Source organism: Pseudomonas sp. BF-B-15 (genome assembly GCF_019946675.1).
Classification (GTDB): domain Bacteria; phylum Pseudomonadota; class Gammaproteobacteria; order Pseudomonadales; family Pseudomonadaceae; genus Aquipseudomonas; species Aquipseudomonas migulae.
This window is the reverse complement of the sequence record NZ_JAGYFZ010000092.1, coordinates 1-24,363: the sequence shown is the minus strand read 5'-3', so window position 1 is coordinate 24,363 and position 24,363 is coordinate 1. Positions and strand designations below refer to the sequence as shown.

The window sequence follows — 24,363 nt, the reverse complement described above, 5'->3', positions numbered from 1 at the left end:
ATCTTAACATTCAACACTGATGTTGACTGACCCGACGCCTTCGCGAGCAAGCTTCGCTCCTACAAGGGCCCGCATTACGAACGCGGAACGAGATCCAGGCACACCGAGTTGATGCAATACCGCAGGCCGGTCGGCGGCGGACCATCCGGGAACACATGCCCCAGGTGCGCATCGCATTTGGCGCAGACCACTTCGGTGCGGATCATGCCGTGGCTGACATCACGGATTTCAGTCATGGCGCTGTCGCCGATCGGCGCATAGAAACTCGGCCAGCCGCAGCCAGAGTCAAATTTGGTTTTTGAGTCGAACAGCGGCTCATTGCAGCAGATGCAGTGGTAAATACCGTCGGTTTTGGTGCCGTTGTACTTGCCGGAAAACGGCCGTTCGGTGCCCTTGAGGCGGCAAACGTTGTACTGCTCCGGATCGAGCATGGCCTTCCATTCTTCCAGGGTTTTTTCCAACTTTTCCATCATCACACCTCAGCAGCTGAAAAAGCCCGATCTGTACCTTTTCCACGGATCGGGCGGCACGTATGATTGCGCCTCGTCAAACGCCAGTCTGGCAGCCAGACCACGCGCATTCAAACGGATTTATGGGTGCTGCCTCTCAAGGCGCCAGGCCTGTGTGAATACGCAGGATTCCCAGTACGGTAGTTCATACACCGCCTGGATCGTTCATTTTCGGGAACACATCGCCATGCAGGTCAGCAAATCGAACAAGCTCGCCAACGTCTGCTACGACATTCGCGGCCCAGTGCTCAAGCACGCCAAACGCCTGGAAGAGGAAGGCCATCGCATCCTCAAGCTGAACATCGGCAACCCGGCGCCTTTTGGTTTCGAAGCGCCGGATGAAATCCTCCAGGACGTGATCCGCAACCTGCCGACCGCCCAGGGGTACAGCGATTCCAAAGGCCTGTTCAGTGCGCGTAAAGCCGTCATGCAGTACTACCAGCAGAAGCAGGTAGAAGGCGTCGGCATTGAAGACATTTACCTGGGCAACGGCGTTTCCGAGCTGATCGTGATGTCGATGCAAGCGCTGCTCAACAACGGCGACGAAGTGTTGGTGCCGGCCCCCGACTACCCGCTGTGGACCGCCGCCGTGAGCCTGTCGGGCGGCAACCCGGTGCATTACCTGTGCGACGAGCAGGCCAACTGGTGGCCGGACCTGGCCGACATCAAGGCCAAGATCACCCCCAATACCAAAGCGCTGGTGATCATCAACCCGAACAACCCGACCGGTGCGGTGTATTCGAAGGAAGTCCTGCTGGGCATGCTGGAACTGGCCCGTCAGCACAACCTGGTGGTGTTTTCCGACGAGATCTACGACAAGATCCTGTACGACGATGCCGTGCACATCTGCACCGCCTCCCTGGCCCCTGACCTGCTGTGCCTGACCTTCAACGGCCTGTCCAAGTCCTATCGCGTGGCCGGTTTCCGTTCTGGCTGGATTGCTATCTCCGGTCCGAAACATCACGCGCAAAGCTACATTGAAGGCATCGACATGCTGGCGAACATGCGCCTGTGTGCCAACGTTCCGAGTCAGCACGCGATCCAGACCGCCCTCGGGGGTTATCAGAGCATCAACGATCTGGTCCTGCCGCAAGGTCGCCTGCTGGAACAACGCAACCGTACCTGGGAATTGCTCAACGACATTCCCGGTGTCAGCTGCGTCAAGCCGATGGGCGCGCTGTATGCGTTCCCGCGCATCGACCCGAAAGTCTGCCCGATCCACAACGACGAAAAATTCGTGCTCGACCTGCTGCTGTCGGAAAAGCTGCTGGTGGTTCAAGGCACCGCTTTCAACTGGCCATGGCCGGACCACTTCCGCGTCGTGACCCTGCCGCGTGTCGACGACCTGGACATGGCCATCGGACGAATCGGCAACTTCCTCAAATCCTATCGCCAGTAATCGGACTGGCCGCGTGCGACTTTTCCACGAAAGTCGCACGAGGATTAATTCAGCAACATATCTTTAAGCCTCGCCGTACATCCCCACTGCAATCGCTGCCCGGTAGCAAGCTTTGTGACCGCGTCCAACAATCACGGGGCTCGCAACGCGAATCGGCTGACAAACACTTCCCCTGCCCACGTCGGAAATGCCCTGCAAGCGACTAGACTGTTGCTGTAGGACACAGTTTGAAATAGTCACCCGGTTGAATAGCCCGTTGCAGCACCTTATATACCCCGCAGTACGCTACATCTTTAGCAAAAGGAGATTTCTACAACCATGATGCGCATCCTGCTGTTTTTGGCCACTAACCTGGCGGTCGTGCTGATTGCCAGCATCACCCTGAGCCTTTTCGGCTTCAACGGGTTCATGGCGGCCAATGGGGTTGATCTCAACCTCAATCAGCTGCTGATTTTCTGTGCGGTCTTTGGTTTCGCCGGCTCCCTGTTCTCGCTGTTCATCTCCAAGTGGATGGCGAAGATGAGCACCAGCACCCAAATCATCACCCAGCCGCGCACACGTCACGAGCAATGGCTGCTGCAAACGGTCGAGCAACTGTCTCGCGAAGCCGGGATCAAGATGCCGGAAGTCGGGATTTTCCCGGCCTACGAGGCGAACGCGTTCGCCACTGGCTGGAACAAGAACGATGCACTGGTCGCGGTCAGCCAGGGCTTGCTCGAGCGATTCTCGCCGGATGAAGTGAAAGCCGTTCTGGCCCACGAAATCGGTCACGTGGCCAATGGCGACATGGTCACCCTGGCGCTGATCCAGGGCGTGGTGAACACCTTCGTCATGTTCTTCGCGCGGATCATCGGCAACTTTGTCGACAAGGTGATCTTCAAGAACGAAGAAGGCCAGGGCATCGCCTACTACATCGCGACCATCGTCGCCGAACTGGTGCTGGGCATTCTGGCCAGCTCCATCGTCATGTGGTTCTCGCGCAAACGCGAGTTCCGTGCCGACGAAGCCGGTGCACGCCTGGCGGGCACCAACGCGATGATTGGCGCATTGCAACGCCTGCGTGCTGAACAAGGGCTGCCGGTGCACATGCCGGACACCCTGAACGCTTTCGGCATCAACGGTGGCATCAAACAGGGGTTCGCCCGCATGTTCATGAGCCACCCGCCGCTGGAAGAGCGCATCGACGCATTGCGTCGTCGGGGCTGACAGGCTCGGCACTAAAAGAAGAGGCCCGCAGTGATGCGGGCCTTTTTTTGTCTGCTTGATTAATGCGGTGTTCATCAGGACCTCTTCGCGGGCAAGCCTCGCTCCTACAGGATTTGTGTCGTTCACATAATCGGCGAATTACACAAAACCTGTAGGAGCGAGGCTTGCCCGCGAAGAGGCTGGTAGAAGCAACATCAATTACCTGGCAGAAACCCGATAAACCCGCTCCTCAAGCCGCGTCACGCCGCTTTCGACGAATTTCCAGCTCTCACCCAGAACGTCCTGATCCTCCAGAATCTTCAACGACCACACAGCCCCGAACAACCGCTGCACTTCATCATCAAGCACGGCAAACGGCGGTCCGTCTTTTTGCGTCTGGTCGTAATCCAGCGTGATCAAAAGCCCCAACGCGTCCTTTGGCAAAATCCGGTTCAAATGAGCCGCGTATTGCTCGCGCATGGCCGGCGGCAGAGCGATCAGTGCCGCCCGGTCGTACAGGCCGGCGCAATCGGCAACATCGCCGGCCGTCAACTCGAAGAAATCACCACACCACAACTCGATCGAGCCTGCTCGATAGACCTTGAAGGGCCCCTGCTCAGTGACGTTCGGGTCAAAGTGATGTTCGCTGAAGAAATCTTCGACAGCCTTTTCCGACAGCTCAATTCCCAGGACTTCATGCCCCTGGTGCGCCAGCCACAACAAATCCAGACTTTTCCCACACAACGGCACCAGTACGCGCGCCCCCTCCTCCAGCCCCAATTGCGGCCAGAAACGTTGCAGATAAGGGTTCACCTGCGGCAGATGGAAGCCGATCTGATTCGACTGCCATCGCTTGTGCCAAAACTCCGGCTGCATAAATATCTCCGAAAATTCGATCAAAACACCCTAAAACTTATATTAGATTTAGATCAATGATCTGACTGAAGATGGGCCCATCTTACTCTCAGGAGCTCCTTCATGTTCCCCAGCCTTTACATCTCTCATGGCTCACCCATGCTGGCACTGGAACCCGGTGCCAGTGGGCCGGCCCTCGCGCGCCTGGCTGCCGAATTGCCGAAACCCCGGGCAATCGTGATTGTTTCCGCGCATTGGGAAAGCAATGAATTGCTGGTCAGCGGCAATCCACAACCTGAAACCTGGCATGACTTCGGCGGCTTTCCCAAGGCGTTGTTCGAGGTGCAATACCCGGCACCCGGCGATCCACAACTGGCCGCTGAGGTTGTCGAGTTGCTGAAACGCAGTGACCTGCCCGCCCGCATCGACAGCAAACGGCCCTTCGACCATGGCGTCTGGGTGCCGTTGTCGTTGATGTACCCGCAGGCGGATATCCCGGTGGTGCAAGTCTCGCTGCCCACACGCGGCGGTCCTGCGCTGCAAACCCGTGTCGGCCATGCCCTGAGCAGCCTGCGCGAACATGGCGTGCTGTTGATCGGTTCGGGCAGCATCACCCACAACCTGCGCGAACTGGACTGGCACGCCGGACCGGAAAGCGTAGAACCGTGGGCGAAGGTGTTTCGCGACTGGATGATCGAGAAACTTGAGGCCAACGACGAAGCCGCGTTACACGACTATCGCCAGCAAGCGCCGAACGCCGTGCGCAACCACCCGAGCGATGAACATTTGTTGCCGTTGTACTTTGCCCGCAGTGCCGGCGGAGCATTCAGCGTCAGCCACCAGGGTTTCACCATGGGCGCGCTGGGCATGGACATTTACCGCTTCGGGTAATGAAAAACCGAGACCTGCGGCGGCCAGGCTCAGACCACATCAACACCGACATGGATCGCATCGTGCCGCCAGAACTCCAGGTCACAATCGATCAACCGCTCGTGTTGGTCGTAATTGACCCGGGCGATGCGCAATCCCGGACTGCCGACCGACACCCGTAACGCCGCCGCCGCATCCACCGACAACGCCGTCGGCACGATCTCGAAGCGCACCCGCCCGTAATGCAAATCGTAATGCCGCGCGTACAGCTCGGTGATCGACTGATTCAGATCAAACTCCAGAATCCCCGGGAAATACTGCGGATTGAGGTAGTGCTCCACGTACAACACCAGCCGCTCATCAATTCGCCGAGCGCGGCAGATCTGAATCACGCTCGACAACGCCGGCAACTGCAACCAGGCACAGACCGCCGCCGACGCAGGCTGCAAGCGTGCCGAAATCACCTCGGTAGACGGCACCCGCCCTTGAGCGCTGACCATCGCGTGAAAGTGGCTGCGCTGCATCAGGTTGTAAGCCAGGCGCGGTGGCGACACGAACCAGCCCCGGCGCTCTTCGCGATAAATCTGCCCTTGAGCCTCCAGCTGCAACAACGCTTCGCGCACGGTAATGCGTGTCGTGCCGAACAACTCACTGAGCTTGCGCTCCGCCGGTAACTTGCTGCCAGGCGCCAACAGGCCGTGGTCGAGCTGTTCCTGAAGAACCTGCCCGATGGCTGTCACCGCTTTGGTTGTCTCGATGCGCATCAACGTTACCTATCTGGACTAGACCAGCACTGTTTCGGAGCAGAACCGTCATTTGAAACGACTCCGTCAACTTTCAGCAAGCCTAGGCACTGCACATGACTGACAGATGACAAAGGCGCTGAACGGTGCAGTCAAACGTGTGCAATTTAACGGCCAAGTCCTTTCATATCAGTTCTTTAGCCATGGTCTACGCTTACTCGCAAGCCTGAGCGTTGATCTGAAGAAAATGCAGACGGACCGCTGGTCGACATCAAAATGTCATCAGGGGCGCCTAGATTGGCTCAGGTATTGCTGACCTAGACCAACACAACCGCAATCGCAGCGTTGAAAACGCCCAAAGGAGCTTCGGATGAAAAAGCTTTTCCTGGCATCACTGTTAGGTTCGACCATTGCCATGTGCACCGCCGCCATGGCGGCTGATGATTTGAAAACCCTCGAAGCCGCTGCGAAAGCGGAAGGTGCGGTCAACAGCGTCGGCATGCCCGATGACTGGGCCAACTGGAAAGGCACCTGGGAAGACCTGGCCAAGATCTACGGCCTGAAACACATCGACACCGACATGAGCTCGGCGCAGGAAATCGCCAAGTTCGCCGCTGAAAAAGACAACGCCACGGCCGACATCGGCGACGTCGGTGCAGCGTTCGGCCCTATCGCGGTCAAGCAAGGCGTGGTCCAGCCGTACAAGCCAAGCACCTGGGATCAGGTGCCTGCCTGGGCGAAGGATAAGGACGGCAACTGGGCACTGGCCTACACCGGCACCATCGCGTTCATCGTCAACAAAAAGCTGCTGCACGGTTCAGAAGCGCCGACCAAATGGGCCGACCTTAAAACCGGTAAATACAAAGTATCCATCGGTGACGTGAGCACCGCTGCTCAGGCCGCCAACGGCGTTCTGGCGGCTGCACTTGCCAACGGCGGCGACGAGAAAAACCTTCAGCCTGCCCTGTTGCTGTTCGCTGACATTGCGAAACAAGGCCGCCTGTCCATGGCCAACCCGACGATTGCCACCATGGAAAAGGGTGAAATCGAAGTCGGCGTGGTCTGGGACTTCAACGGTCTGAGCTACAAGGCCAAGATGGCCAATCCGGATGACTACGTGGTGTTGATCCCCTCCGATGGTTCGGTGATTTCCGGTTACACCACCATCATCAACAAATACGCCAAGAACCCGAACGCCGCCAAACTGGCTCGTGAATACATCTTCAGCGATGCCGGTCAGATCAACCTGGCCAAGGGTAACGCCCGTCCGATCCGTGCCGAGCACCTGACCCTGCCAGCCGAAGTCCAGGCCAAGCTGCTGCCGAACGAGCAGTACAAAAAGGTCACGCCGATCAAAGACGCGGATGCGTGGGAAAAAACTTCCAAGGCTCTGCCGCAGAAGTGGAACGAAGAAGTCATCGTCGAGATGAAGTAATGCTTCATTTGTAGGAGCGAGGCTTGCCCGCGAAGAGGGACTTTAATTCAACAGTTATGTTGACTGAAAGTACGCTTTCGCGAGCAAGCTTCGCTCCTACAGGTTTCTACGATATTTCCAGTCTCCCGGAGTCCCGCCCCTATGAAGCACAACGTCATCCTTGTCGTGCTCGACGGCCTCAATTACGAGGTTGCGCGCCACGCCATGGGGCACCTGCAGGCTTACGTCGGCGCAGGACGCGCGGCACTCTACAAACTGGAGTGCGAACTGCCGGCCCTGTCCCGTCCGCTGTATGAATGCATCCTGACCGGCGTCACGCCGATCGATAGCGGCATCGTTCACAACAACGTTTCGCGCCTGTCCAACCAACGCAGCATTTATCACTACGCCAGCGAAGCGGGCCTGAAAACCGCTGCCGCGGCTTATCACTGGGTCAGTGAGTTGTACAACCACTCGCCGTTCGTGGCCGCCCGGGACCGTCACACCGACGCCCCCGAATTGCCAATCCAGCACGGTCATTTCTACTGGAACGATCACTACCCGGACTCGCACCTGTTCGCCGACGCAGAACACTTGCGCCTGCGCCACGCACCGAATTTTCTCCTGGTGCACCCCATGAACATCGACGACGCCGGGCACAAGCACGGCCTCGACACCGCGCAATACCGCAACAGCGCCCGCTCGGCGGACATTATCCTCGCCGACTACCTGCAAGGCTGGCTCGACGCCGGTTACCAGGTGCTGGTGACCGCCGACCACGGCATGAACAACGACCGCTCCCACAACGGCCTGCTGCCGGAGGAACGCGAAGTGCCACTGTTCGTGCTCGGTGACGCCTTCAGCTTCAACGCCGGTGCCGAACCGAAACAGACAGACATCTGCGGCACCGTCTGCGAACTGCTGGGCGTGGCCCACGACAAACCAGTGTGCCGGGAGCTGCTCAAGTGAATGCCATGACTCGCGGCAAATGGCTGGCGGCCTTGTGCCTCGTGCCCTTCGCACTGTTCTTTATCGTGTTCGAGATCGCCCCGCTCATCTGGGTGATGATCAACAGCCTGCAATCGGAAGAGTTCGGCTGGGGCCTGGCCAACTTCACCAAGATCTTCAATTCGAAGTTCTATTTGCAGGCGATCCAGTACAGCCTCGAGATCAGTTTCTGGTCCAGCGTGTTCGGGATCATCATCGCGGTGCTCGGCGCTTATTCCCTGCGTCGTGTCGACTCGAAGCTGCGTAACTTCGTCAACGCCTTCGCCAACATGACCAGCAACTTTGCCGGCGTGCCTTTGGCCTTCGCGTTCATCATCCTGCTGGGTTTCAACGGCAGCATCACCATCATGCTCAAGCAGGCCGGGATCATTCAGGATTTCAACCTGTACTCGAAAACCGGGCTGATCATTCTCTACACGTATTTCCAGATCCCCCTCGGTGTGCTGCTGCTCTACCCGGCCTTCGACGCCCTGCGCGAAGACTGGCGTGAATCTGCCGCGCTGCTGGGCGCCAACGGCTGGCAGTTCTGGCGACACATCGGTTTGCCGGTGCTGACGCCGGCACTGCTCGGCACCTTCGTGATCCTGCTGGCCAACGCCCTCGGCGCCTACGCCACGGTTTACGCACTGACCACCGGCAACTTCAACGTGCTGCCGATCCGTATTGCGGCGATGGTCTCCGGTGACATTTCCCTGGACCCGAACCTCGCCAGTGCGCTGGCCGTTGTGCTGGTGGCGTTGATGACCCTGGTCACCATCGTGCATCAGCTGCTGTTGAAGAGGAGCTACCATGTCTCGCGCTGAATTGGGCCCCGTCGGTATCTATCACCGCGTCGTGGTTTACCTGCTATTTGCCATTCTGTTGCTGCCACTGGTTGGCACGCTGATCTACTCGATTGCCAGTAGTTGGTCGGCGACCATTCTGCCCAGCGGCTTCACCGTCAAATGGTATGTGCAGCTGTGGAGCGATCCGCGATTCCTGAGTGCTTTTGGCCAATCGCTGCTGGTCTGTATCGGTGCGCTGATTCTGTCGGTGGTGCTGATCCTGCCACTGCTGTTCGTGGTGCATTACCACTTCCCGAAACTCGATGCGCTGATGAACATCCTGATCCTGCTGCCCTTCGCGGTGCCGCCGGTGGTGTCGTCGGTGGGGCTGTTGCAGCTTTACGGTTCAGGGCCGTTCGCGATGGTCGGCACGCCATGGATTCTGATCGGTTGCTACTTCACCGTGGCGCTGCCGTTCATGTACCGAGCGATCACCAACAACCTGCAAGCGATCAACCTGCGCGACCTGATGGACGCCGCCCAACTGCTCGGTGCCAGCACTTTTCAGGCGGCATTCCTGGTGGTGCTGCCGAACCTGCGCAAAGGTCTGATGGTCGCGTTGCTGCTGTCGTTCTCGTTCCTGTTCGGTGAGTTCGTGTTCGCCAACATCCTCGTCGGCACCCGCTACGAAACCCTGCAGGTCTACCTCAACAACATGCGTAACAGCAGCGGCCACTTCACCAGTGCGCTGGTGATTTCCTACTTTTTCTTCGTACTGGTTCTGACCTGGGCGGCCAATATCTTGAACAAGGACAAAAGCGAATGAGCTATGTCAGCGTCCAACATCTGCAGAAAAACTATGCAGGCACCACCGTATTCAGCGACATCAACTGCGAAATCCAGAAGGGCGAATTCGTCACCCTGCTCGGCCCGTCCGGTTGCGGCAAATCCACGCTGCTGCGCTGCATCGCCGGGCTGACCTCGGTAGATGGTGGCAAGATCTTGCTGGATGGTGTCGACATCGTGCCGCTGAGCCCGCAGAAACGCGGGATCGGCATGGTGTTTCAAAGCTATGCGCTGTTCCCGAACATGACCGTGGAGCAAAACGTCGCCTTTGGTTTGCGCATGCAGAAGGTCAACAGCGACGACAGCCAAAAGCGCGTTGCCGAAGTGCTGAAACTGGTGGAGCTCAACGATTTCGCCGCCCGTTATCCGCACCAACTGTCCGGCGGTCAATGCCAGCGCGTCGCCCTCGCCCGCTCATTGGTGACCCGTCCACGCCTGTTGCTGCTGGACGAACCGCTGTCGGCCCTTGATGCGCGGATTCGCAAGCATTTGCGCGAACAGATCCGTCAGATCCAGCGCGAGCTCGGCCTGACCACGATCTTCGTCACACACGATCAGGAAGAAGCGCTGACCATGTCTGACCGGATTTTCCTGATGAATCAGGGAAAGATCGTACAGAGCGGCGACGCCGAAACCCTGTACACCGCGCCGGTGGATGTGTTCGCTGCCGGCTTTATCGGCAACTACAACCTGCTCGACGCCGACAACGCCTCGAAATTGCTGCAACGACCGATTACGCATCGCATCGCGATTCGCCCGGAAGCCATCGAACTGAGCCTGAACGGCGAACTTGACGCACAAGTGCGCAGCCACAGCCTGCTGGGCAACGTGATTCGCTACCGGATCGAGGCCCGGGGCGTGGAATTGGTGGTGGATGTGCTCAACCGCTCGGCGGCCGATCTGCATCCCGATGGTCAGCGTCTGGCGCTTTCCATCGATCCGACGGCCCTGTGTGAGGTAGCCTGATGACTTTGCTGATGTTGAAGAGAGAACTGCACTGATGGCCCTGGCAATTTTTGATCTGGACGAAACCCTGATCCACGGCGACTGCGCCACCCTCTGGAGCGAACAGATGGGCCGGCTGGGCTGGGTCGATCCCGAGTCGTTCATGCGTCAGAACAACGAACTGATGGACGCTTACAGCCACGGCAAGTTGCGCATGGAGGAGTACATGGCCTTCAGCCTCGAACCGATGATCGGGCGCACACCCGAAGAGGTCGACCACTTGGTCGGGCCGTGGGTGGAAGACTTCATCGAACCGATCATCTTCAGCGACGCAACCAAAGCCATCGCCGCCCATCGCAAGGCCGGTGACCGGATACTGGTGATTTCGGCGTCGGGTACACACCTGGTCAGGCCGATTGCCGACCGTTTGGGCATCGACGAGATTCTGGGCATCGAGTTGGAAGTGTTGCATGGGGTCTATAGCGGCAACACCGTCGGTACGCTGACCTACCGCGAAGGCAAGATCACCCGATTGCTGGAATGGCTAGATGCGGAAGAGGAAAACCTGGAGGGCGCGAGTTTCTATTCCGACTCACGTAACGATTTGCCGCTGTTGCTTAAGGTAGATTTCCCACACGTGGTGAACCCTGACCCGGTATTGCTCGAACATGCCGAAAAAGCCGGCTGGCCGATCCACCTCTGGAAATAACGCAAAACCCTGTAGGAGCAAGGCTTGCCCGCGAAGGCGTAATTACATTCAACACCTATGTTGACTGATACACCGCTTTCGCGGGCAAGTCGGATCGCCGCACCGCTCGCTCCTACGGGCTCGGTGTTGTCAGACGAGGCTTTCGTCGATCACCAACACCAACTTCCCCGCCACCTTGTTCGTCGCCAACTCGGCAAACGCCGCTTCGGCATCCTTGATCGGAAAGGTCTTCGCCAACTGCGGGCTCAATCGCCCTTCGGCAAACAACGGCCAGACATGCAGGCGTAAATCACTGAACAAATCCGCCTTGAACTGATCGTCACGGCTGCGCAAGGTCGAACCCAGCAACTGCACGCGTTTGGCCAGCACCTGCGCCAGATCCAGTTTTGCCTCACGGCCGCCCATCAGGCCAATCAACACCCAACGGCCATCAAGAGCCAGCAGCTTGAGGTTCAGCGCGGCGTAGTTGCCGCCGACCGGGTCAAGAATCACATCGAACGGCCCCAGGTCGATCAAGCTGTCCAGATCGTCGGTGCGCACCACGCCACCCTGTGCACCCAGCGCTTCGCAATAGGCCAGACGCTCGGCAGAACCGACGCTGACCCAGCACGGGTTGCCAAACGCCTTGCACAGCTGAATGGCAGCTGAACCGATTCCACTTGCTCCGGCGTGAAGAAGAACTTTCTCACCCGGTTTGAGCGCAGCCAATTGAAACAAATTCAGCCAGACGGTCGCATAGACTTCGGGTAGCGCTGCCGCCTCGGCCAGGGACAATCCTTCGGGGACTGGCAGCACATGCCGTCCGTCGACAACCACCTCTTCGGCCATCCCGCCCCCGGCCAGCAAGGCGCAGACCCGATCACCGACCTGCCAGGACGAGCCCGGGCCGACCTCACTGATCACCCCGGAACACTCAAGACCCAGTACCTGACTGGCCCCCGGCGGTGGCGGATAAAGGCCCGCCTTCTGTAACAAATCGGCGCGATTGAGGCCCGCTGCCGCCACGCGAATGCGAACTTGCCCTACATCGCATGTAGGACCGGACTCTTCAACCCACTCCACTTGACCGTCAACGCCTTGCAATGCTTTCACAGTGCCTCCATAGTGAGTCTGGACTGAGCCCGAAGCTGTAGCGCCGGGCTTTTTGCATTATGCGACCGGCCCTTGTGGTACCGGCGACTTCAAAGACGGCCTAATATGCGTTATCAATTGTCCCCGCGTCGAATCAGCATGAAGCATCTGTTCCCCAGCACCGCCCTCGCCCTATTTATTGGTATCGGCCTGATGCCGATGTCGAGCAATACGTTCGCAGCCAATAGCTGGGACAAGCTTCAGCCAGACCGTGACGAAGTGATCGCCAGTCTGAATGTCGTCGAGTTGCTCAAGCGTCACCACTACAGCAAGCCGCCGCTCGATGACGCGCGCTCCGTGATCATCTACGACAGCTACCTCAAGCTGCTGGATCCGTCGCGCAGCTACTTCATGGCCAGCGACATTGCCGAATTCGACAAGTGGAAAACCCAGTTCGACGACTTCCTCAAAAGCGGCGACCTCAACGCCGGGTTCACCATCTACAAGCGCTACCTGGACCGTGTAAAAGCGCGTCTGGACTTTGCCCTTGCGGAGCTGAACAAGGGCGTCGACAAGATCGACTTCACCGCCAAGGAAACCTTGCTGATCGATCGCAAGGACGCGCCTTGGCTCAAGTCCACCGCAGAGCTCGACGACCTGTGGCGCAAACGCGTCAAGGACGAAGTGCTGCGGATGAAGATTGCTGGCAAAGAACCCAAGCAGATTCAGGAAACGCTGACCAAGCGTTACAAGAATCAGCTCTCGCGCCTGGACCAGACCCGTCCGGAAGACATCTTCCAGGCGTACATCAACACCTTCGCCATGTCCTACGACCCGCACACCAACTATCTGTCGCCGGATAACGCGGAGAACTTCGACATCAACATGAGCCTGTCCCTCGAAGGCATCGGCGCTGTGTTGCAGAGCGACAACGACCAGGTGAAAGTCGTGCGTCTGGTGCCGGCTGGCCCTGCCGACAAGACCAAGCAGGTCGCACCGGCCGACAAGATCATCGGCGTTGCCCAGGGCAACAAAGAGATGGTCGACGTGGTCGGCTGGCGCCTGGACGAAGTGGTCAAGCTGATCCGTGGTCCGAAAGGTACCGTGGTGCGCCTGGAAGTGATTCCGGCCAGCAATGCGCCGAACGACCAGACCTCCAAGATCGTGCCGATCACCCGCGAAGCGGTGAAGCTTGAAGACCAGGCCGTGAAGAAGTCAGTCCTCAACCTGAAACAGGATGGCAAGGACTACAAGCTCGGCGTCATCGAGATTCCGGCCTTCTACCTCGACTTCAAGGCTTTCCGTGCCGGCGATCCGGACTACAAGAGCACCACTCGCGACGTCAAGAAACTGCTGACCGAGTTGCAGAAAGAGAAAGTCGACGGCGTGGTCATCGACCTGCGCAACAACGGCGGCGGCTCCTTGCAGGAAGCCACCGAGCTGACCAGCCTGTTCATCGACAAAGGCCCGACCGTGCTCGTGCGTAACGCCGATGGCCGGGTCGATGTACTCGAAGATGAAAACCCGGGCGCCTTCTACAAAGGCCCGATGGCGTTGCTGGTCAACCGCCTGTCCGCCTCGGCTTCGGAGATTTTCGCCGGCGCGATGCAGGACTACCACCGCGCACTGATCATTGGCGGCCAGACCTTCGGCAAAGGCACCGTGCAGACCATTCAGCCGCTGAACCATGGCGAACTGAAACTGACCCTGGCCAAGTTCTACCGGGTTTCCGGCCAGAGCACCCAGCATCAGGGCGTACTGCCGGACATCGATTACCCGTCGATCATCGACACCAAGGAAATCGGCGAGAGCGCCCTGCCGGAAGCCATGCCGTGGGACACCATCCGCGCGGCCATCAAGCCTGCGGTCGACCCGTTCAAGCCATACATTTCGCAGCTCAAGTCCGAGCATGACGTACGTTCGGCCAAAGACGCGGAGTTCGTGTTCATCCGCGACAAACTGGCCCTGGCGCAGAAGCTGATGTCGGAAAAAACCGTCAGCCTCAATGAAGCCGAGCGTCGTGCCCAACACGCGGATATCGAAGCCAAGCAGCTTGCGATGGAAAACATCCGTCGCAAGGCCAAGGGCGAAGAGCCGCTCAAAGAGCTGAAGAAAGAAGACGAAGATGTCGCTGCGGCCGAGCCGGACAAGGTCAAACCAGAAGACGATGCCTACCTGAGCGAAACGGGTCGGATTCTGCTGGACTACCTGAAACTCAACACCGCGGTTGCCAAACACTAAGTTGTTACAAGCACGATGATGGCAATTTAATGCTGACGCCCCCTTAGCGTCATCAAACAGTCATCATTCTGTCGTGAAATACGGGACTGAGAGCTTTGGCTCTCAGTCCTTTTTTTTTCGCCAGAGACCGCCATGACCACTACCGAACAGCTGAGTGCGTTGAGTTCAATATTGACTCAAAGCGGTTTGCACAGCCTGTTCCAGCCAATCATTTCGCTCTCTGAACGACAGATCATCGGCTACGAAGCCCTCAGCCGTGGCCCCTCCAACAGCCCGCTGCACTCGCCCATCGCCTTGTTTGCCGTCGCCCGCCAGGCCGGTCGTTTGAACGAGCTGGAAATTGCCTGCCGCGAGAGCGCTTGCCGGCGCTTTAATGAGCAGCAACTGCCGGGCAAACTCTTTCTCAACGTGTCGCCGGAATCGCTGCTCGAAGCGGCTCACCAACCGGGTCGGACCCTGCAACTGCTGCAGGATTTCGGCATACCGCCCAGCCAGGTAGTTATCGAACTGACGGAACAGACGCCGACCGACGATTTCCAGCTGCTGCAAAACGCGCTGCATCACTATCGGGCGATGGGCTTTTCCATTGCGCTGGATGATTTGGGTGCCGGTTATTCGAGCCTGCGCCTGTGGTCCGAGCTGCGGCCGGACTATGTGAAGATCGATCGGCACTTCATCGACGGCATCCATCAGGATGCGCTCAAGCGTGAATTTGTCGGCTCCATCATGCAAATCGCCAAAGCCTCGCGGGCGCAGGTGATTGCTGAAGGTATCGAGCTGCCGGAGGAGCTCGCGGTGTTGACCGATATGGGCGTCGATCTGGTCCAGGGTTATTTGCTCTGCCGCCCTCAAGAACACCCGCCAAGGGAAGCGCGAAACCTGATGCCCAAACAGGACAGCTCTGCGGTGGCGCTGAACGACGAAGGCAGTGACCTCAGTGCTCTTTTGATCGATCAACCAGCGGTCGCGCGGGGTACGCCGACTGCCACGGTGCTGGAAGCCTTCCGCCGCCAGGCCAACCTGAACTCACTGGCGGTGCTCGATGAGCAAGGCCACCCCTGCGGCATCGTCCATCGGCATTCGCTGTCGGACGCCCTGCTCAAACCCTTTGCCACCGACCTCTTTGCCCGCAAGCCCATCAGCCGGTTGATGAACGACGACTTTCTCGCCGTCGAGATGAGCCAGTCGCTGCAACAAGTCAGCCGCCTGATCACCAGCCGCGCCCGGCAGCGCATCGAGGAAGACTTCATCATCACCCTCAACGGCGGCTACCTGGGACTGGGTCGGGTCATCGACGTACTGAAGCTGATTACTGAACTGAAGATCCAGCAAGCCCGTTACGCCAACCCACTGACCCTGCTGCCGGGTAACGTGCCGATCCAGCAATGCCTGACGCGCCTGCTGCAACAACAAAGGGAATCAGTGATCTGCTACGTGGACATCGACAGTTTCAAACCCTTCAACGACATCTACGGCTACGGACGCGGGGACGAAGTCCTGCTGTGCCTGGCGCAATGTCTGAATGATCGCGTCGACCCGTCCCGCGACTTTGTCGGCCATATCGGCGGTGATGATTTTTTGCTGGTGCTCGGGCCGGAAGACTGGCGCAAACGCTTGAACCAGTTGCTCGATGATTTCCAGAGCCAATGCCGGCGCTTCTACCGCAGCGAACACCTGGAAGCCGGCTGCTTCATCGCCCCGAATCGCCAGGGCGTGCGCCAGGAATTTCCGTTGTTATCGCTGTCGATCGGCGTGGTGCATTTGCATCCACAGGCCTGTGGACAACTCGATGCGAGCCAGTTGGCGGAGATGGCGTCGCAGGCGAAACACCACGCGAAGAATGTGCCGGGGTATAGCGTGCATGTGATTGATAGTCTGACGGCGCCCAAGCGAGAGGATGAATTGCTGGTTGGGCAGCGGTGATGGGGCTGACACCTTCGCGGGCAAGCCTCGCTCCTACGGGATGGGTGTCGTTATTAACGTTCACATCCCGTAGGAGCGAGGCTTGCCCGCGAAGGCGTCGGATCAGCCACTAATTATCCAAAGGACCGCGAGCAGCCAACTCTTTCAATTTGATCTCAGCCAACGGATGTCCGGCCTTGGCAGCCATCGCCCAAAACCGGGCGGCCTCATCCGGATCCGGTGCCTTGCTCGCCGTCCCGGCCAGACTGATCACCCCCACCTGATACGCCGCCTTGCCATCCCCCGCCAACGCCGCCAGGCGCAGCAAGCGGACACCTTCCTCACGAGCCCCAAGGCCCACGCCGCGAAAGGCCAGAATGTGGCCATAGAAGCTTTGAGCGTCGACATCGCCCAGGTTCGCCATGCGTGCAAGCTGGCCTTCAAGCCAACTCCAGCCGCGTGGCTGACGCACAAACCACGACCAGTGAAACAACCGGCGAGCCAGCCAGTAACCGGCCCGCGCCTTGAGCTTGAAAAACACTCAGGCTTCCGCCGATTCGGGGTACTCGTATTCGAACACTCGCACCACTTCCGAGGCATGCCACGAGGCGGCGGCGACACCATCGGACGGCCCGGAGAAACGCCCCAGGCGCTCGACGCATTCGAAGAAACCGGTGCGCGGCAGGCGACTGGCGCCCTGGCTGATTACCAACGAGCTGCGCAGCGGCTGCTCGGCCTTGGCGTCCAGTGCGGCCAGGTGCTCAAGGGCCGCGGTCAAGGTTTGCATGGCCGGCGTCGGCAATTGCAGGCGCTCAAGCAACGCGCGGTAGGTCAGCAAATGACGCTGGCGGCGCGCCTGATCCAGCTCGCCCAGCAATCCGTCCCAATGTTGACGACTGATGCGTACGCTCACGATTCTTCCCTCCACCCTGGCACCGTCAATTCCCAGGCCAGGCTGCGGCGAATTGCAGCGTCGGGTTGACGCTCGCCACTTTCGATCAAGGCCAGATAGGACGGGCTGATGCCTACCGTGCGGGCCAGCGCCTCAATGGCGATGCCCTTCCCTTCGCGCAAACTGCGTAGTTGATCCAGACCCGGAAGAATCTGGTCTGGCGTGGCCGCGCGATGCACAGGGGCCTCGCGCGGCGGTTGTTGATCGATGCCTGCTGCTTTGAGTAGAGCCTGATACTGAGCCCACGGAACAACCGCATACTCGGGCTCGCCTTCGCGTGTGATTATCTGAATATCCATGACTTCCCCGTAGGACAACGACACTTAGCGAGTCGGCGCTTTTCCTTAGAAGTGTAATCCTAACAGCGGCCAAGGTCGCGGGGGTATGAATATAGGGATAGTCCTGAATCGACTCAGGTTTTTTTCGGGCCCTGCAGTTGAAGTTGTTCCAGGGTATCGGGCAAGCGCTCGACCACCGCGAGCTTCTCTGGCACCTGGCGATTGCGCCAGGCGCGGAAGGCGTTGAGCTCGTCGTCGAGAACCTTCATCAGCCAGGCGAGCACGGCGATGTCATCGAACATGCCGAACACCGGAATGAAATCCGGAATCGCATCCACCGGGCTCAGGAAATACATCAAGCCTGCCACCACCGAGATCAGCGCTTTAGGGCTGATGGCCCGGTATTCACCGCGCCAGTAAGCCAGGCACAACGCCTGCAACAAGCGCAGGTCGTCTTTGAGCTTGCCCAAACGGTTGCCCTGGCTGGCACCTTTGCTGGCTACCGCGAACAATAACGTCGGCAAACGCCCACGAGCTAACAGACGTCCGGCCAGTGGCAGGAAACGAGCGAAATTCCAGGGTGCTTTCATCATTCCTCCCGCTGAAATGTTATCCACACAAATTGTGGATAACCTTGTGAACAGAGCTGCATTTCACGGCTGAAAGCCCCGTTTCATAAGGGCTCAACTCAGATCGGGCGTTTTTTACTCACATAAAAAAACCCAAGATTTCATTGACTTGGCGCTCCGCCGCGGCTAGCGCAGGCGCTCTCAATGGCTATGACTCCAGCCTGAAACATCCGTTCGCTTTGTTTACCCTTGCCGGACGCCAGATGCAACAACGCCCCGCATAAGCGAGGCGTTGTTGTCAGGACAAACGCTAATTACTTGGCAGCGTCGTCTTGTTTTGCCGGATCCTTGATCGCCAGCAGTTCCAGGTCGAATACCAGCACCGAGTTGGCTGGAATCGCCGGGCTTGGGCTTTGGGCGCCGTAAGCCAGCTCGCTAGGGATGAACAGTTTGTACTTCTCGCCAACGTGCATCAGTTGCAGGCCTTCGACCCAACCCGGAATCACGCCGCTGACCGGCAGATCGATCGGGCTGCCACGCTCCACGGAGCTGTCGAACACGGTGCCGTTGGTCAGGGTGCCGGTGTAGTGAACAGTCACCACGTCGGTCGGCTTAGGCTGTGCGCCATCAGCTTTCTTGACCACTTCGTACTGCAGGCCCGAAGCCGTGGTGGTGACACCGGCTTTCTTGGCGTTGTCTTCGAGGAATTTCTTGCCGGCGGCTGCCGACTCTTCACTCATTTTGGCCATACGTTCTTCAGCACGCTTCTGCAGTGCTGCGAAGGCTTCGACCAACTCGTCATCCTTCAGTTTCTGTTCTTTCTTGCCGATGGCATCTTCAATGCCCTGGGCAACGGCTTTGGAGTCCAGATCATCCATGCCTTCCTGAGCCAGGCTCTTGCCCATGTTCAGGCCAATCCCGTAGGAAGCTTTTTGCGCCGGGGTTTTCAGCTCTACGCTGGTCTGCGAGTCGCAACCCGCAAGTACCAGGCTAACCAGGGCCACCGCCGCCGCCAACCGATGCTGTTTCATGCTATTTCCTTGTTCATGCGCCTAAAGGGCAATCGAGTAAAGCCGCGAGCTTATCAGGCGGCCACGACCAATGGCTACCGGCATGAGAGCAGGAAACTTCTGATAAGTTCAGGTGTTTTAACGCATTTCCGGAATCGGATGATGAAGCTTCTGTCATCTTCGCCCCACAGGGACGACTGCTTCGTCCCACAACAACTGAAGTAATGGCCACTTGCCCCACGATTGCAGCTGAGGCATAAGAGAGCGACAACTCGACAAGGATGTTTAACTTGCGCCTCTTTTATCGCTTTCTGATTCTGATCGTTGCACTGCTGGGCCTCGCCCTCGCCGTGATTCTGTATTACGTCGCCAACCCGAAACTGCCGAACTGGTCGCCAGCACAACAAGTGCATTACCTGGAGCAGTGGAGCGCGGCCGACCGCCAGACCTACTACTTCACGCCCCAGGGCACTCAGGTCAAAGGCTTGCGCTACGAGTGGTTCAACGCGCTCGAGCTGCCCTTTTCGCAACAGCGATTCGCCAGTCCGGAGTACCTTGCGCGCTTCGGTTTCCTGGTCGATCCCGGCCAGAAAGCCACGCCGAACAACCCCGGCAACCTGCCCGTGGGTTTCGCCCGCCATCAAAACCCCGGCAGCCAGGATCAGTTTCTGGACATCACCTGCGCCGCCTGCCACACCGGCGAATTGCGCTTCAACGGTCAGGCCATCCGCATCGATGGTGGTTCGGCGCAACACGTCTTGCCGTCCAGCGTTCCGACACTGCGCGGTGGCAGTTTCGGACAAGCTCTGGTCGCCAGTCTGACGTCGACTTACTACAACCCATGGAAATTCGAACGTTTCGCTCGCAACGTGCTGGGCCAGGAATACGACGCCCGGCATCAACAACTGCGCAAAGACTTCAAAACCTCTCTCGATACGTTCCTGAAAGTAGCCTGGAACGACACCCATCGAGGGCTCTACCCGACCGAGGAAGGCCCTGGCCGCACTGACGCGTTCGGGCGCATTGCCAACGCCAGTTTCGGCGACGCGATCTCACCGGCCAACTACCGGGTGGCCAATGCGCCGGTCGACTACCCGCAACTGTGGGACATGTGGACATTCGACTGGGTGCAGTGGAACGGTTCGGCGCAGCAACCGATGGCCCGTAACATCGGTGAGGCGTTGGGCGTAGGCGCCACGCTGAATTTCTTCGACAGCAACGGGCAGCCACTCAAGGGCGACTACCGATATCCGTCCAGCGTGCGGGTGCGCGATTTGCACCTGATCGAAGAAACCCTGCAACGACTCAAACCGCCTGCCTGGCCGGAAGAGCTGCTGGGCGCGGTCGACAAACCTTTGGCCGCCAAAGGTCGCGCACTGTTCACCGAGAACTGCGCCGGTTGCCACGTTCCGCGGACGATCCAGGAAGGCGAGCGCTGGGTGCAGCAGTTGCACATGCTGCCCGTCGACGTCATCGGCACTGATCCGACGGCGGCGAGCAACATCGCCAACCACCGTTTCGACCTGACCGCGCTGCAATGGGACCCGACCGAACTGGCACAGATGGACGTGAAGCTGCACCCGACACCCGAGGAGCCGCTGGACCTGAGCCAGCTTTCGGTGGCCAAGGGACTGGCCTACGTCACGGCGTTCGTCGAGGACCGGGCTTACCGAGAGGCCAAGGTCACAGCCGCAGAAAAGCCTCGGCTCGATGGCTTCGGCCTGCCGATCGGCGTTCGTGAAAAAGTGGCTTACAAGGCTCGACCGCTGTCAGGCGTCTGGGCGACCGCACCGTTCCTGCACAACGGCTCGGTACCCAGCATTTATCAATTGCTCTCGCCTCAGGACGAACGCGCGGCCACCTTCTATAAAGGCACGTTCGAGTACGACCCGAAACACCTGGGCTATCGCACCGAAGCCTTCACCAATGCATTCCTGTTCGACACGCGCATTACCGGCAACCACAACAGCGGCCATGAATTCCGCGCCGGTAAACGCGGCAACGGGGTGATTGGCCGACTGCTGCAACCCGAGGAACGCTTTGCGTTGCTGGAGTACCTGAAAGTGCTGGGCGGCCCGCTGGAGGCGCAATTGCCATGATCATGACCACCTTCAAGAAAGATTTGCCGATGTTTGCCCGGTTCTGGTTGTGGCTGGGTCGCCTGCTCGGCAAAACCCTGCTGGTTTTGCTGGGCATCGGCTTGCTTGGCTGGGCGCTGGCCACTGCCTGGTTTGCCTGGCAGCACCGTGGACCGGTCTCGGCACTGGAGCAGATTCCGGATGGCGAAGCCGCCATGACCCAGGACGTGATCCAGACCGCCGTGCGGATTGTCGATCAACACCGTGAAAGCACCCGCTATCTGCGTGATGCCCATGCCAAGGCCCATGGCTGCGTAAAGGCCGAGGTGCAGGTGTTGCCGGATCTGGCGACAGAGTTGCGTCAAGGTGTGTTCAGTGAGCCGGGCAAGACCTGGCAAGCGACGATGCGCCTGTCCAACGGCAATGCCTATCCGCAATTCGACAGCATCCGCGATGCGCGGGGCATGGCGATCAAACTGCTCGATGTGCCAGGCAAGCAACTGCTCAGCGATCAACAGCGGCGCGGCGAACAGGACTTTGTGATGTTCAGCCATCCGAACTTCTTTGTCAGCGATGTCGCAGAGTATCGTCAGAATGTCGCCGCCCAGGCGGACGGCAAGAAGGTGATGGCGTTCTTTCCGGGCTGGGACCCGCGCACCTGGCAGGTCCGTCATCTGTTTATCGCCTTGGCGACGCTTTCTCCGCCACCACCGAGCCCGACCCAGACGACATACTTTTCGGTTTCGCCCTACAAATTCGGCGAGGCCAATGCCAAGTTTCGGGTCATGCCCGACCCAATGAACTGCCCGACCTATGCCCTGCCCGCGCAAAACCAGAAGTTGCCGAACTTTCTGCGCAATGCGCTGAACCAGCAACTGTCGACCGATCGGGTGCCTGTCTGCTTTGTCCTGCAGATCCAGCGGCAAGATGCAGGCAAGTACATGCCGATCGAAGACACCAGCGTTGAATGGAAGGAAAGCGACGCGCCTTTCCAGACAGTGGCGCGGATCAACGTGCCCGCCCAGGACTTCGACACGCCAGCGTTGAACCTGCAATGCGACAACCAGTCGTTCAATCCATGGTTTGGTGTTGAGGCCCATCGCCCGATTGGCGGCATCAACCGCTTGCGCAAAGCTGTTTACGAGGCGGTCAGCGATTACCGACACAGCCGAAACGCCGAACAGTAAGCGGGCACAAACGAAAAAAGCGACCCGAAGGTCGCTTTTTCAGTGGGAGCCTGCAGAAAGCCAAACTCCAGACAGCAAAAAGCCCGCTTAAAGCGGGCTTTTTCCGTGGTGACCTGGCGTTCAGTGTTCCAGGTTACCGAATATGGCGCAGCGGACGGGACTCGAACCCGCGACCCCCGGCGTGACAGGCCGGTATTCTAACCGACTGAACTACCGCTGCGCGTAGCGTTGAAAGTAAATGGTGGGTGATGACGGGATCGAACCGCCGACATTCTGCTTGTAAGGCAGACGCTCTCCCAGCTGAGCTAATCACCCTTTACCTTCGTTGCGGGGCGCATTGTGCCACAGATTTTCATAACGTGTTGATTTAATTGATAAATAATTCAAAAAAATCTGAAAACCGGTGAAACGACGCATCCAGCAGGAACTTCAGGCAGAAAAAAACCCGCGTTAGCGGGCTTTTCCGTGGTGACCTGGCGTTCAGCGTTCCAGGTTACCGAATATGGCGCAGCGGACGGGACTCGAACCCGCGACCCCCGGCGTGACAGGCCGGTATTCTAACCGACTGAACTACCGCTGCGCGTAACACTTGAAGCGAATGGTGGGTGATGACGGGATCGAACCGCCGACATTCTGCTTGTAAGGCAGACGCTCTCCCAGCTGAGCTAATCACCCTTCACTTTCGGTGTGGCGCGCATTCTACGGAGCGACCTCACCTCTGGCAAGCACTTTTTTAAATAATTTTTTCAGGCCTTCCAAAGGCTTAGAGAAGGGTTGGCCTATGGCGCCACGAAGAGAATAATGCCCCACTTTGTATAAAGGAGAGACTCGCCCCATGTGGTTCAAAAACCTGCTTATCTATCGCCTGACCCAAGATCTGCCTTTTGATGCCGAGGCGTTGGAAACTGCACTGGCCACCAAACTGGCGCGTTCATGTGCAAGCCAGGAGTTGACCACCTACGGTTTCGTCGCGCCTTTCGGCAAGGGCGAAGATGCACCACTGGTGCACGTCAGCGGCGACTTCCTGCTGATCTCCGCCCGTAAGGAAGAACGCATCCTGCCGGGCAGCGTCGTGCGTGACGCCGTTAAGGAAAAGGTCGAAGAGATCGAAGCCGAACAAATGCGCAAGGTCTACAAAAAGGAACGCGATCAGATCAAGGATGAAATCATCCAGGCCTTCCTGCCGCGTGCCTTTATCCGTCGTTCGTCGACCTTCGCGGCCATTGCACCGAAGCAAGGCCTGATTCTGGTCAACTCGGCCAGCCCGAAACGCGCCGAGGACCTGCTGTCCACCCTGCGTGAAGTCATCGGCACCCTGCCGGTACGTCCGCTGACCGTGAAAATGTCCCCGACCGCCACCATGACTGAATGGGTCACCACCCAGAAAGCCGCCGATGACTTCTTTGTGCTGGACGAGTGCGAGCTGCGCGACACCCACGAAGACGGCGGCATCGTGCGCTGCAAGCGTCAGGACCTGACCAGCGAAGAAATCCAGTTGCACCTGAGCACCGGCAAAGTGGTCACTCAGCTGTCGCTGGCCTGGCAGGACAAACTGTCCTTCGTCCTCGACGACAAGATGGTGGTCAAGCGCCTGAAGTTCGAAGACCTGCTGCAGGATCAGGCGGAACAGGACGGCGGCGAAGAAGCCCTCGGCCAGCTGGATGCCAGCTTCACCCTGATGATGCTGACTTTCGGCGACTTCCTCCCGGCGCTGGTTGAAGCGTTGGGCGGTGAAGAGACGCCGCAGGGTATCTAAAGCCTGGTGATCTCTAATGTAGGAGCGAGCCTGCTCGCGATGGTGTGTCAGTCGCCTCTCTTTGCCTGACAC

23 protein-coding genes and 4 tRNA genes are annotated in these 24,363 nt (G+C 58.7%); 14 read left to right on the top strand and 13 right to left on the bottom strand.

Translation table 11 applies throughout. The features are described 5' to 3' along the window. Positions 1 to 74 precede the first annotated feature (74 nt). The gene (gene msrB, locus KGA97_RS23640; protein ID WP_207285752.1) at positions 75 to 470 is read right to left on the bottom strand and encodes a peptide-methionine (R)-S-oxide reductase MsrB; all 396 of its coding nucleotides are present in this window, start codon (positions 468 to 470) and stop codon (positions 75 to 77) included. A 226-nt stretch (positions 471 to 696) separates the two neighbouring features. Here msrB and KGA97_RS23635 point away from each other — a divergent pair, with 226 nt between their 5' ends. Beyond that, positions 697 to 1,908: a pyridoxal phosphate-dependent aminotransferase gene (locus KGA97_RS23635; protein ID WP_008030363.1), complete on the top strand. Its 1,212-nt coding sequence runs from the start codon at positions 697 to 699 to the stop codon at positions 1,906 to 1,908. Positions 1,909 to 2,226: 318 nt separating this feature from the next. Further along, positions 2,227 to 3,114 (top strand): protease HtpX, encoded by an 888-nt coding sequence (htpX, locus tag KGA97_RS23630; protein ID WP_008044359.1) that lies wholly within the window; start codon positions 2,227 to 2,229, stop codon positions 3,112 to 3,114. Between the two features lie 198 nt (positions 3,115 to 3,312). Here htpX and KGA97_RS23625 read toward each other — a convergent pair whose 3' ends face one another. Beyond that, positions 3,313 to 3,969 (bottom strand): thiopurine S-methyltransferase, encoded by a 657-nt coding sequence (locus KGA97_RS23625; RefSeq protein WP_008044357.1) that lies wholly within the window; start codon positions 3,967 to 3,969, stop codon positions 3,313 to 3,315. Between the two features lie 102 nt (positions 3,970 to 4,071). Here KGA97_RS23625 and KGA97_RS23620 point away from each other — a divergent pair, with 102 nt between their 5' ends. Further along, a complete protein-coding gene (locus tag KGA97_RS23620) occupies positions 4,072 to 4,839 on the top strand; it encodes a DODA-type extradiol aromatic ring-opening family dioxygenase (RefSeq protein ID WP_192419337.1) in 768 nt (255 codons plus the stop codon). Between the two features lie 29 nt (positions 4,840 to 4,868). Here KGA97_RS23620 and KGA97_RS23615 read toward each other — a convergent pair whose 3' ends face one another. Then, positions 4,869 to 5,582 carry a UTRA domain-containing protein gene (locus KGA97_RS23615; RefSeq protein WP_008030372.1) on the bottom strand — a complete coding sequence of 238 codons (714 nt, stop codon included), beginning with the start codon at positions 5,580 to 5,582 and terminating at the stop codon, positions 4,869 to 4,871. Between the two features lie 349 nt (positions 5,583 to 5,931). On the opposite strand from KGA97_RS23615, the gene KGA97_RS23610 reads away from it, so the two are divergent. The 6 genes from KGA97_RS23610 to KGA97_RS23585 all read left to right on the top strand — a co-directional run bounded on the left by KGA97_RS23610 (position 5,932) and on the right by KGA97_RS23585 (position 11,247). Then, positions 5,932 to 6,996 carry an ABC transporter substrate-binding protein gene (locus KGA97_RS23610; RefSeq protein ID WP_008030373.1) on the top strand — a complete coding sequence of 355 codons (1,065 nt, stop codon included), beginning with the start codon at positions 5,932 to 5,934 and terminating at the stop codon, positions 6,994 to 6,996. A gap of 141 nt (positions 6,997 to 7,137) precedes the next feature. Next, on the top strand, positions 7,138 to 7,944 hold the full coding sequence (locus tag KGA97_RS23605) for an alkaline phosphatase family protein (RefSeq protein ID WP_207285749.1): 807 nt from the start codon (positions 7,138 to 7,140) through the stop codon (positions 7,942 to 7,944). Positions 7,945 to 7,949: 5 nt separating this feature from the next. Further along, positions 7,950 to 8,786: an ABC transporter permease gene (locus KGA97_RS23600; RefSeq protein WP_162130714.1), complete on the top strand. Its 837-nt coding sequence runs from the start codon at positions 7,950 to 7,952 to the stop codon at positions 8,784 to 8,786. Continuing rightward, positions 8,773 to 9,573 carry an ABC transporter permease gene (locus tag KGA97_RS23595; RefSeq protein WP_008030379.1) on the top strand — a complete coding sequence of 267 codons (801 nt, stop codon included), beginning with the start codon at positions 8,773 to 8,775 and terminating at the stop codon, positions 9,571 to 9,573. Before KGA97_RS23600 ends, KGA97_RS23595 begins: the two co-directional genes overlap by 14 nt. After that, positions 9,570 to 10,559: an ABC transporter ATP-binding protein gene (locus KGA97_RS23590; protein ID WP_008030381.1), complete on the top strand. Its 990-nt coding sequence runs from the start codon at positions 9,570 to 9,572 to the stop codon at positions 10,557 to 10,559. The genes KGA97_RS23595 and KGA97_RS23590 overlap by 4 nt, the downstream gene beginning before the upstream one ends. Positions 10,560 to 10,593: 34 nt before the next feature. After that, on the top strand, positions 10,594 to 11,247 hold the full coding sequence (locus tag KGA97_RS23585) for an HAD family hydrolase (protein ID WP_008040903.1): 654 nt from the start codon (positions 10,594 to 10,596) through the stop codon (positions 11,245 to 11,247). A 129-nt stretch (positions 11,248 to 11,376) separates the two neighbouring features. On the opposite strand, the gene KGA97_RS23580 is transcribed toward KGA97_RS23585, so the two are convergent. Continuing rightward, positions 11,377 to 12,339 (bottom strand): zinc-binding dehydrogenase, encoded by a 963-nt coding sequence (locus KGA97_RS23580; protein ID WP_223481609.1) that lies wholly within the window; start codon positions 12,337 to 12,339, stop codon positions 11,377 to 11,379. Positions 12,340 to 12,477: 138 nt separating this feature from the next. On the opposite strand from KGA97_RS23580, the gene KGA97_RS23575 reads away from it, so the two are divergent. Together KGA97_RS23575 and KGA97_RS23570 are read left to right on the top strand one after the other, a co-directional pair. Further along, positions 12,478 to 14,559 (top strand): carboxy terminal-processing peptidase, encoded by a 2,082-nt coding sequence (locus tag KGA97_RS23575; RefSeq protein WP_008040905.1) that lies wholly within the window; start codon positions 12,478 to 12,480, stop codon positions 14,557 to 14,559. A gap of 132 nt (positions 14,560 to 14,691) precedes the next feature. Then, positions 14,692 to 16,482: a bifunctional diguanylate cyclase/phosphodiesterase gene (locus tag KGA97_RS23570; protein WP_008040906.1), complete on the top strand. Its 1,791-nt coding sequence runs from the start codon at positions 14,692 to 14,694 to the stop codon at positions 16,480 to 16,482. Positions 16,483 to 16,591: 109 nt separating this feature from the next. Here KGA97_RS23570 and KGA97_RS23565 read toward each other — a convergent pair whose 3' ends face one another. From KGA97_RS23565 to KGA97_RS23545, 5 genes are all read right to left on the bottom strand, one after another. Continuing rightward, on the bottom strand, positions 16,592 to 17,002 hold the full coding sequence (locus KGA97_RS23565; protein ID WP_008040907.1) for a sel1 repeat family protein: 411 nt from the start codon (positions 17,000 to 17,002) through the stop codon (positions 16,592 to 16,594). Beyond that, on the bottom strand, positions 17,003 to 17,374 hold the full coding sequence (locus KGA97_RS23560; protein WP_003223109.1) for a hypothetical protein: 372 nt from the start codon (positions 17,372 to 17,374) through the stop codon (positions 17,003 to 17,005). Beyond that, positions 17,371 to 17,712: a helix-turn-helix domain-containing protein gene (locus tag KGA97_RS23555; RefSeq protein WP_207285747.1), complete on the bottom strand. Its 342-nt coding sequence runs from the start codon at positions 17,710 to 17,712 to the stop codon at positions 17,371 to 17,373. The genes KGA97_RS23560 and KGA97_RS23555 overlap by 4 nt, the downstream gene beginning before the upstream one ends. A gap of 113 nt (positions 17,713 to 17,825) precedes the next feature. Continuing rightward, positions 17,826 to 18,281, bottom strand: coding sequence for a YkvA family protein (locus tag KGA97_RS23550; RefSeq protein ID WP_192227878.1), 456 nt, complete (start codon positions 18,279 to 18,281; stop codon positions 17,826 to 17,828). A gap of 293 nt (positions 18,282 to 18,574) precedes the next feature. Continuing rightward, positions 18,575 to 19,291: an FKBP-type peptidyl-prolyl cis-trans isomerase gene (locus KGA97_RS23545; RefSeq protein ID WP_008040911.1), complete on the bottom strand. Its 717-nt coding sequence runs from the start codon at positions 19,289 to 19,291 to the stop codon at positions 18,575 to 18,577. 269 nt (positions 19,292 to 19,560) lie between these two features. Between KGA97_RS23545 and KGA97_RS23540 the strand changes: the two genes are divergently transcribed. Both KGA97_RS23540 and KGA97_RS23535 read left to right on the top strand, forming a co-directional pair. After that, the gene (locus KGA97_RS23540) at positions 19,561 to 21,369 is read left to right on the top strand and encodes a di-heme-cytochrome C peroxidase (protein WP_223481608.1); all 1,809 of its coding nucleotides are present in this window, start codon (positions 19,561 to 19,563) and stop codon (positions 21,367 to 21,369) included. Next, entirely contained in the window at positions 21,366 to 22,535 is a 1,170-nt protein-coding gene (locus KGA97_RS23535) for a catalase family protein (protein WP_223481607.1), read from the top strand. Before KGA97_RS23540 ends, KGA97_RS23535 begins: the two co-directional genes overlap by 4 nt. 143 nt (positions 22,536 to 22,678) lie before the next feature. Here KGA97_RS23535 and KGA97_RS23530 read toward each other — a convergent pair. The 4 genes from KGA97_RS23530 to KGA97_RS23515 form a co-directional block, all read right to left on the bottom strand. After that, positions 22,679 to 22,755: transfer RNA gene (locus KGA97_RS23530), tRNA-Asp, on the bottom strand. A gap of 19 nt (positions 22,756 to 22,774) precedes the next feature. After that, positions 22,775 to 22,850, bottom strand: a tRNA-Val gene (locus KGA97_RS23525). A gap of 188 nt (positions 22,851 to 23,038) precedes the next feature. Next, positions 23,039 to 23,115, bottom strand: a tRNA-Asp gene (locus tag KGA97_RS23520). Between the two features lie 19 nt (positions 23,116 to 23,134). Further along, positions 23,135 to 23,210: transfer RNA gene (locus KGA97_RS23515), tRNA-Val, on the bottom strand. 160 nt (positions 23,211 to 23,370) lie between these two features. Between KGA97_RS23515 and rdgC the strand changes: the two genes are divergently transcribed. Next, positions 23,371 to 24,291, top strand: coding sequence for a recombination-associated protein RdgC (gene rdgC / locus KGA97_RS23510; RefSeq protein WP_008035659.1), 921 nt, complete (start codon positions 23,371 to 23,373; stop codon positions 24,289 to 24,291). Positions 24,292 to 24,363: the final 72 nt, after the last annotated feature.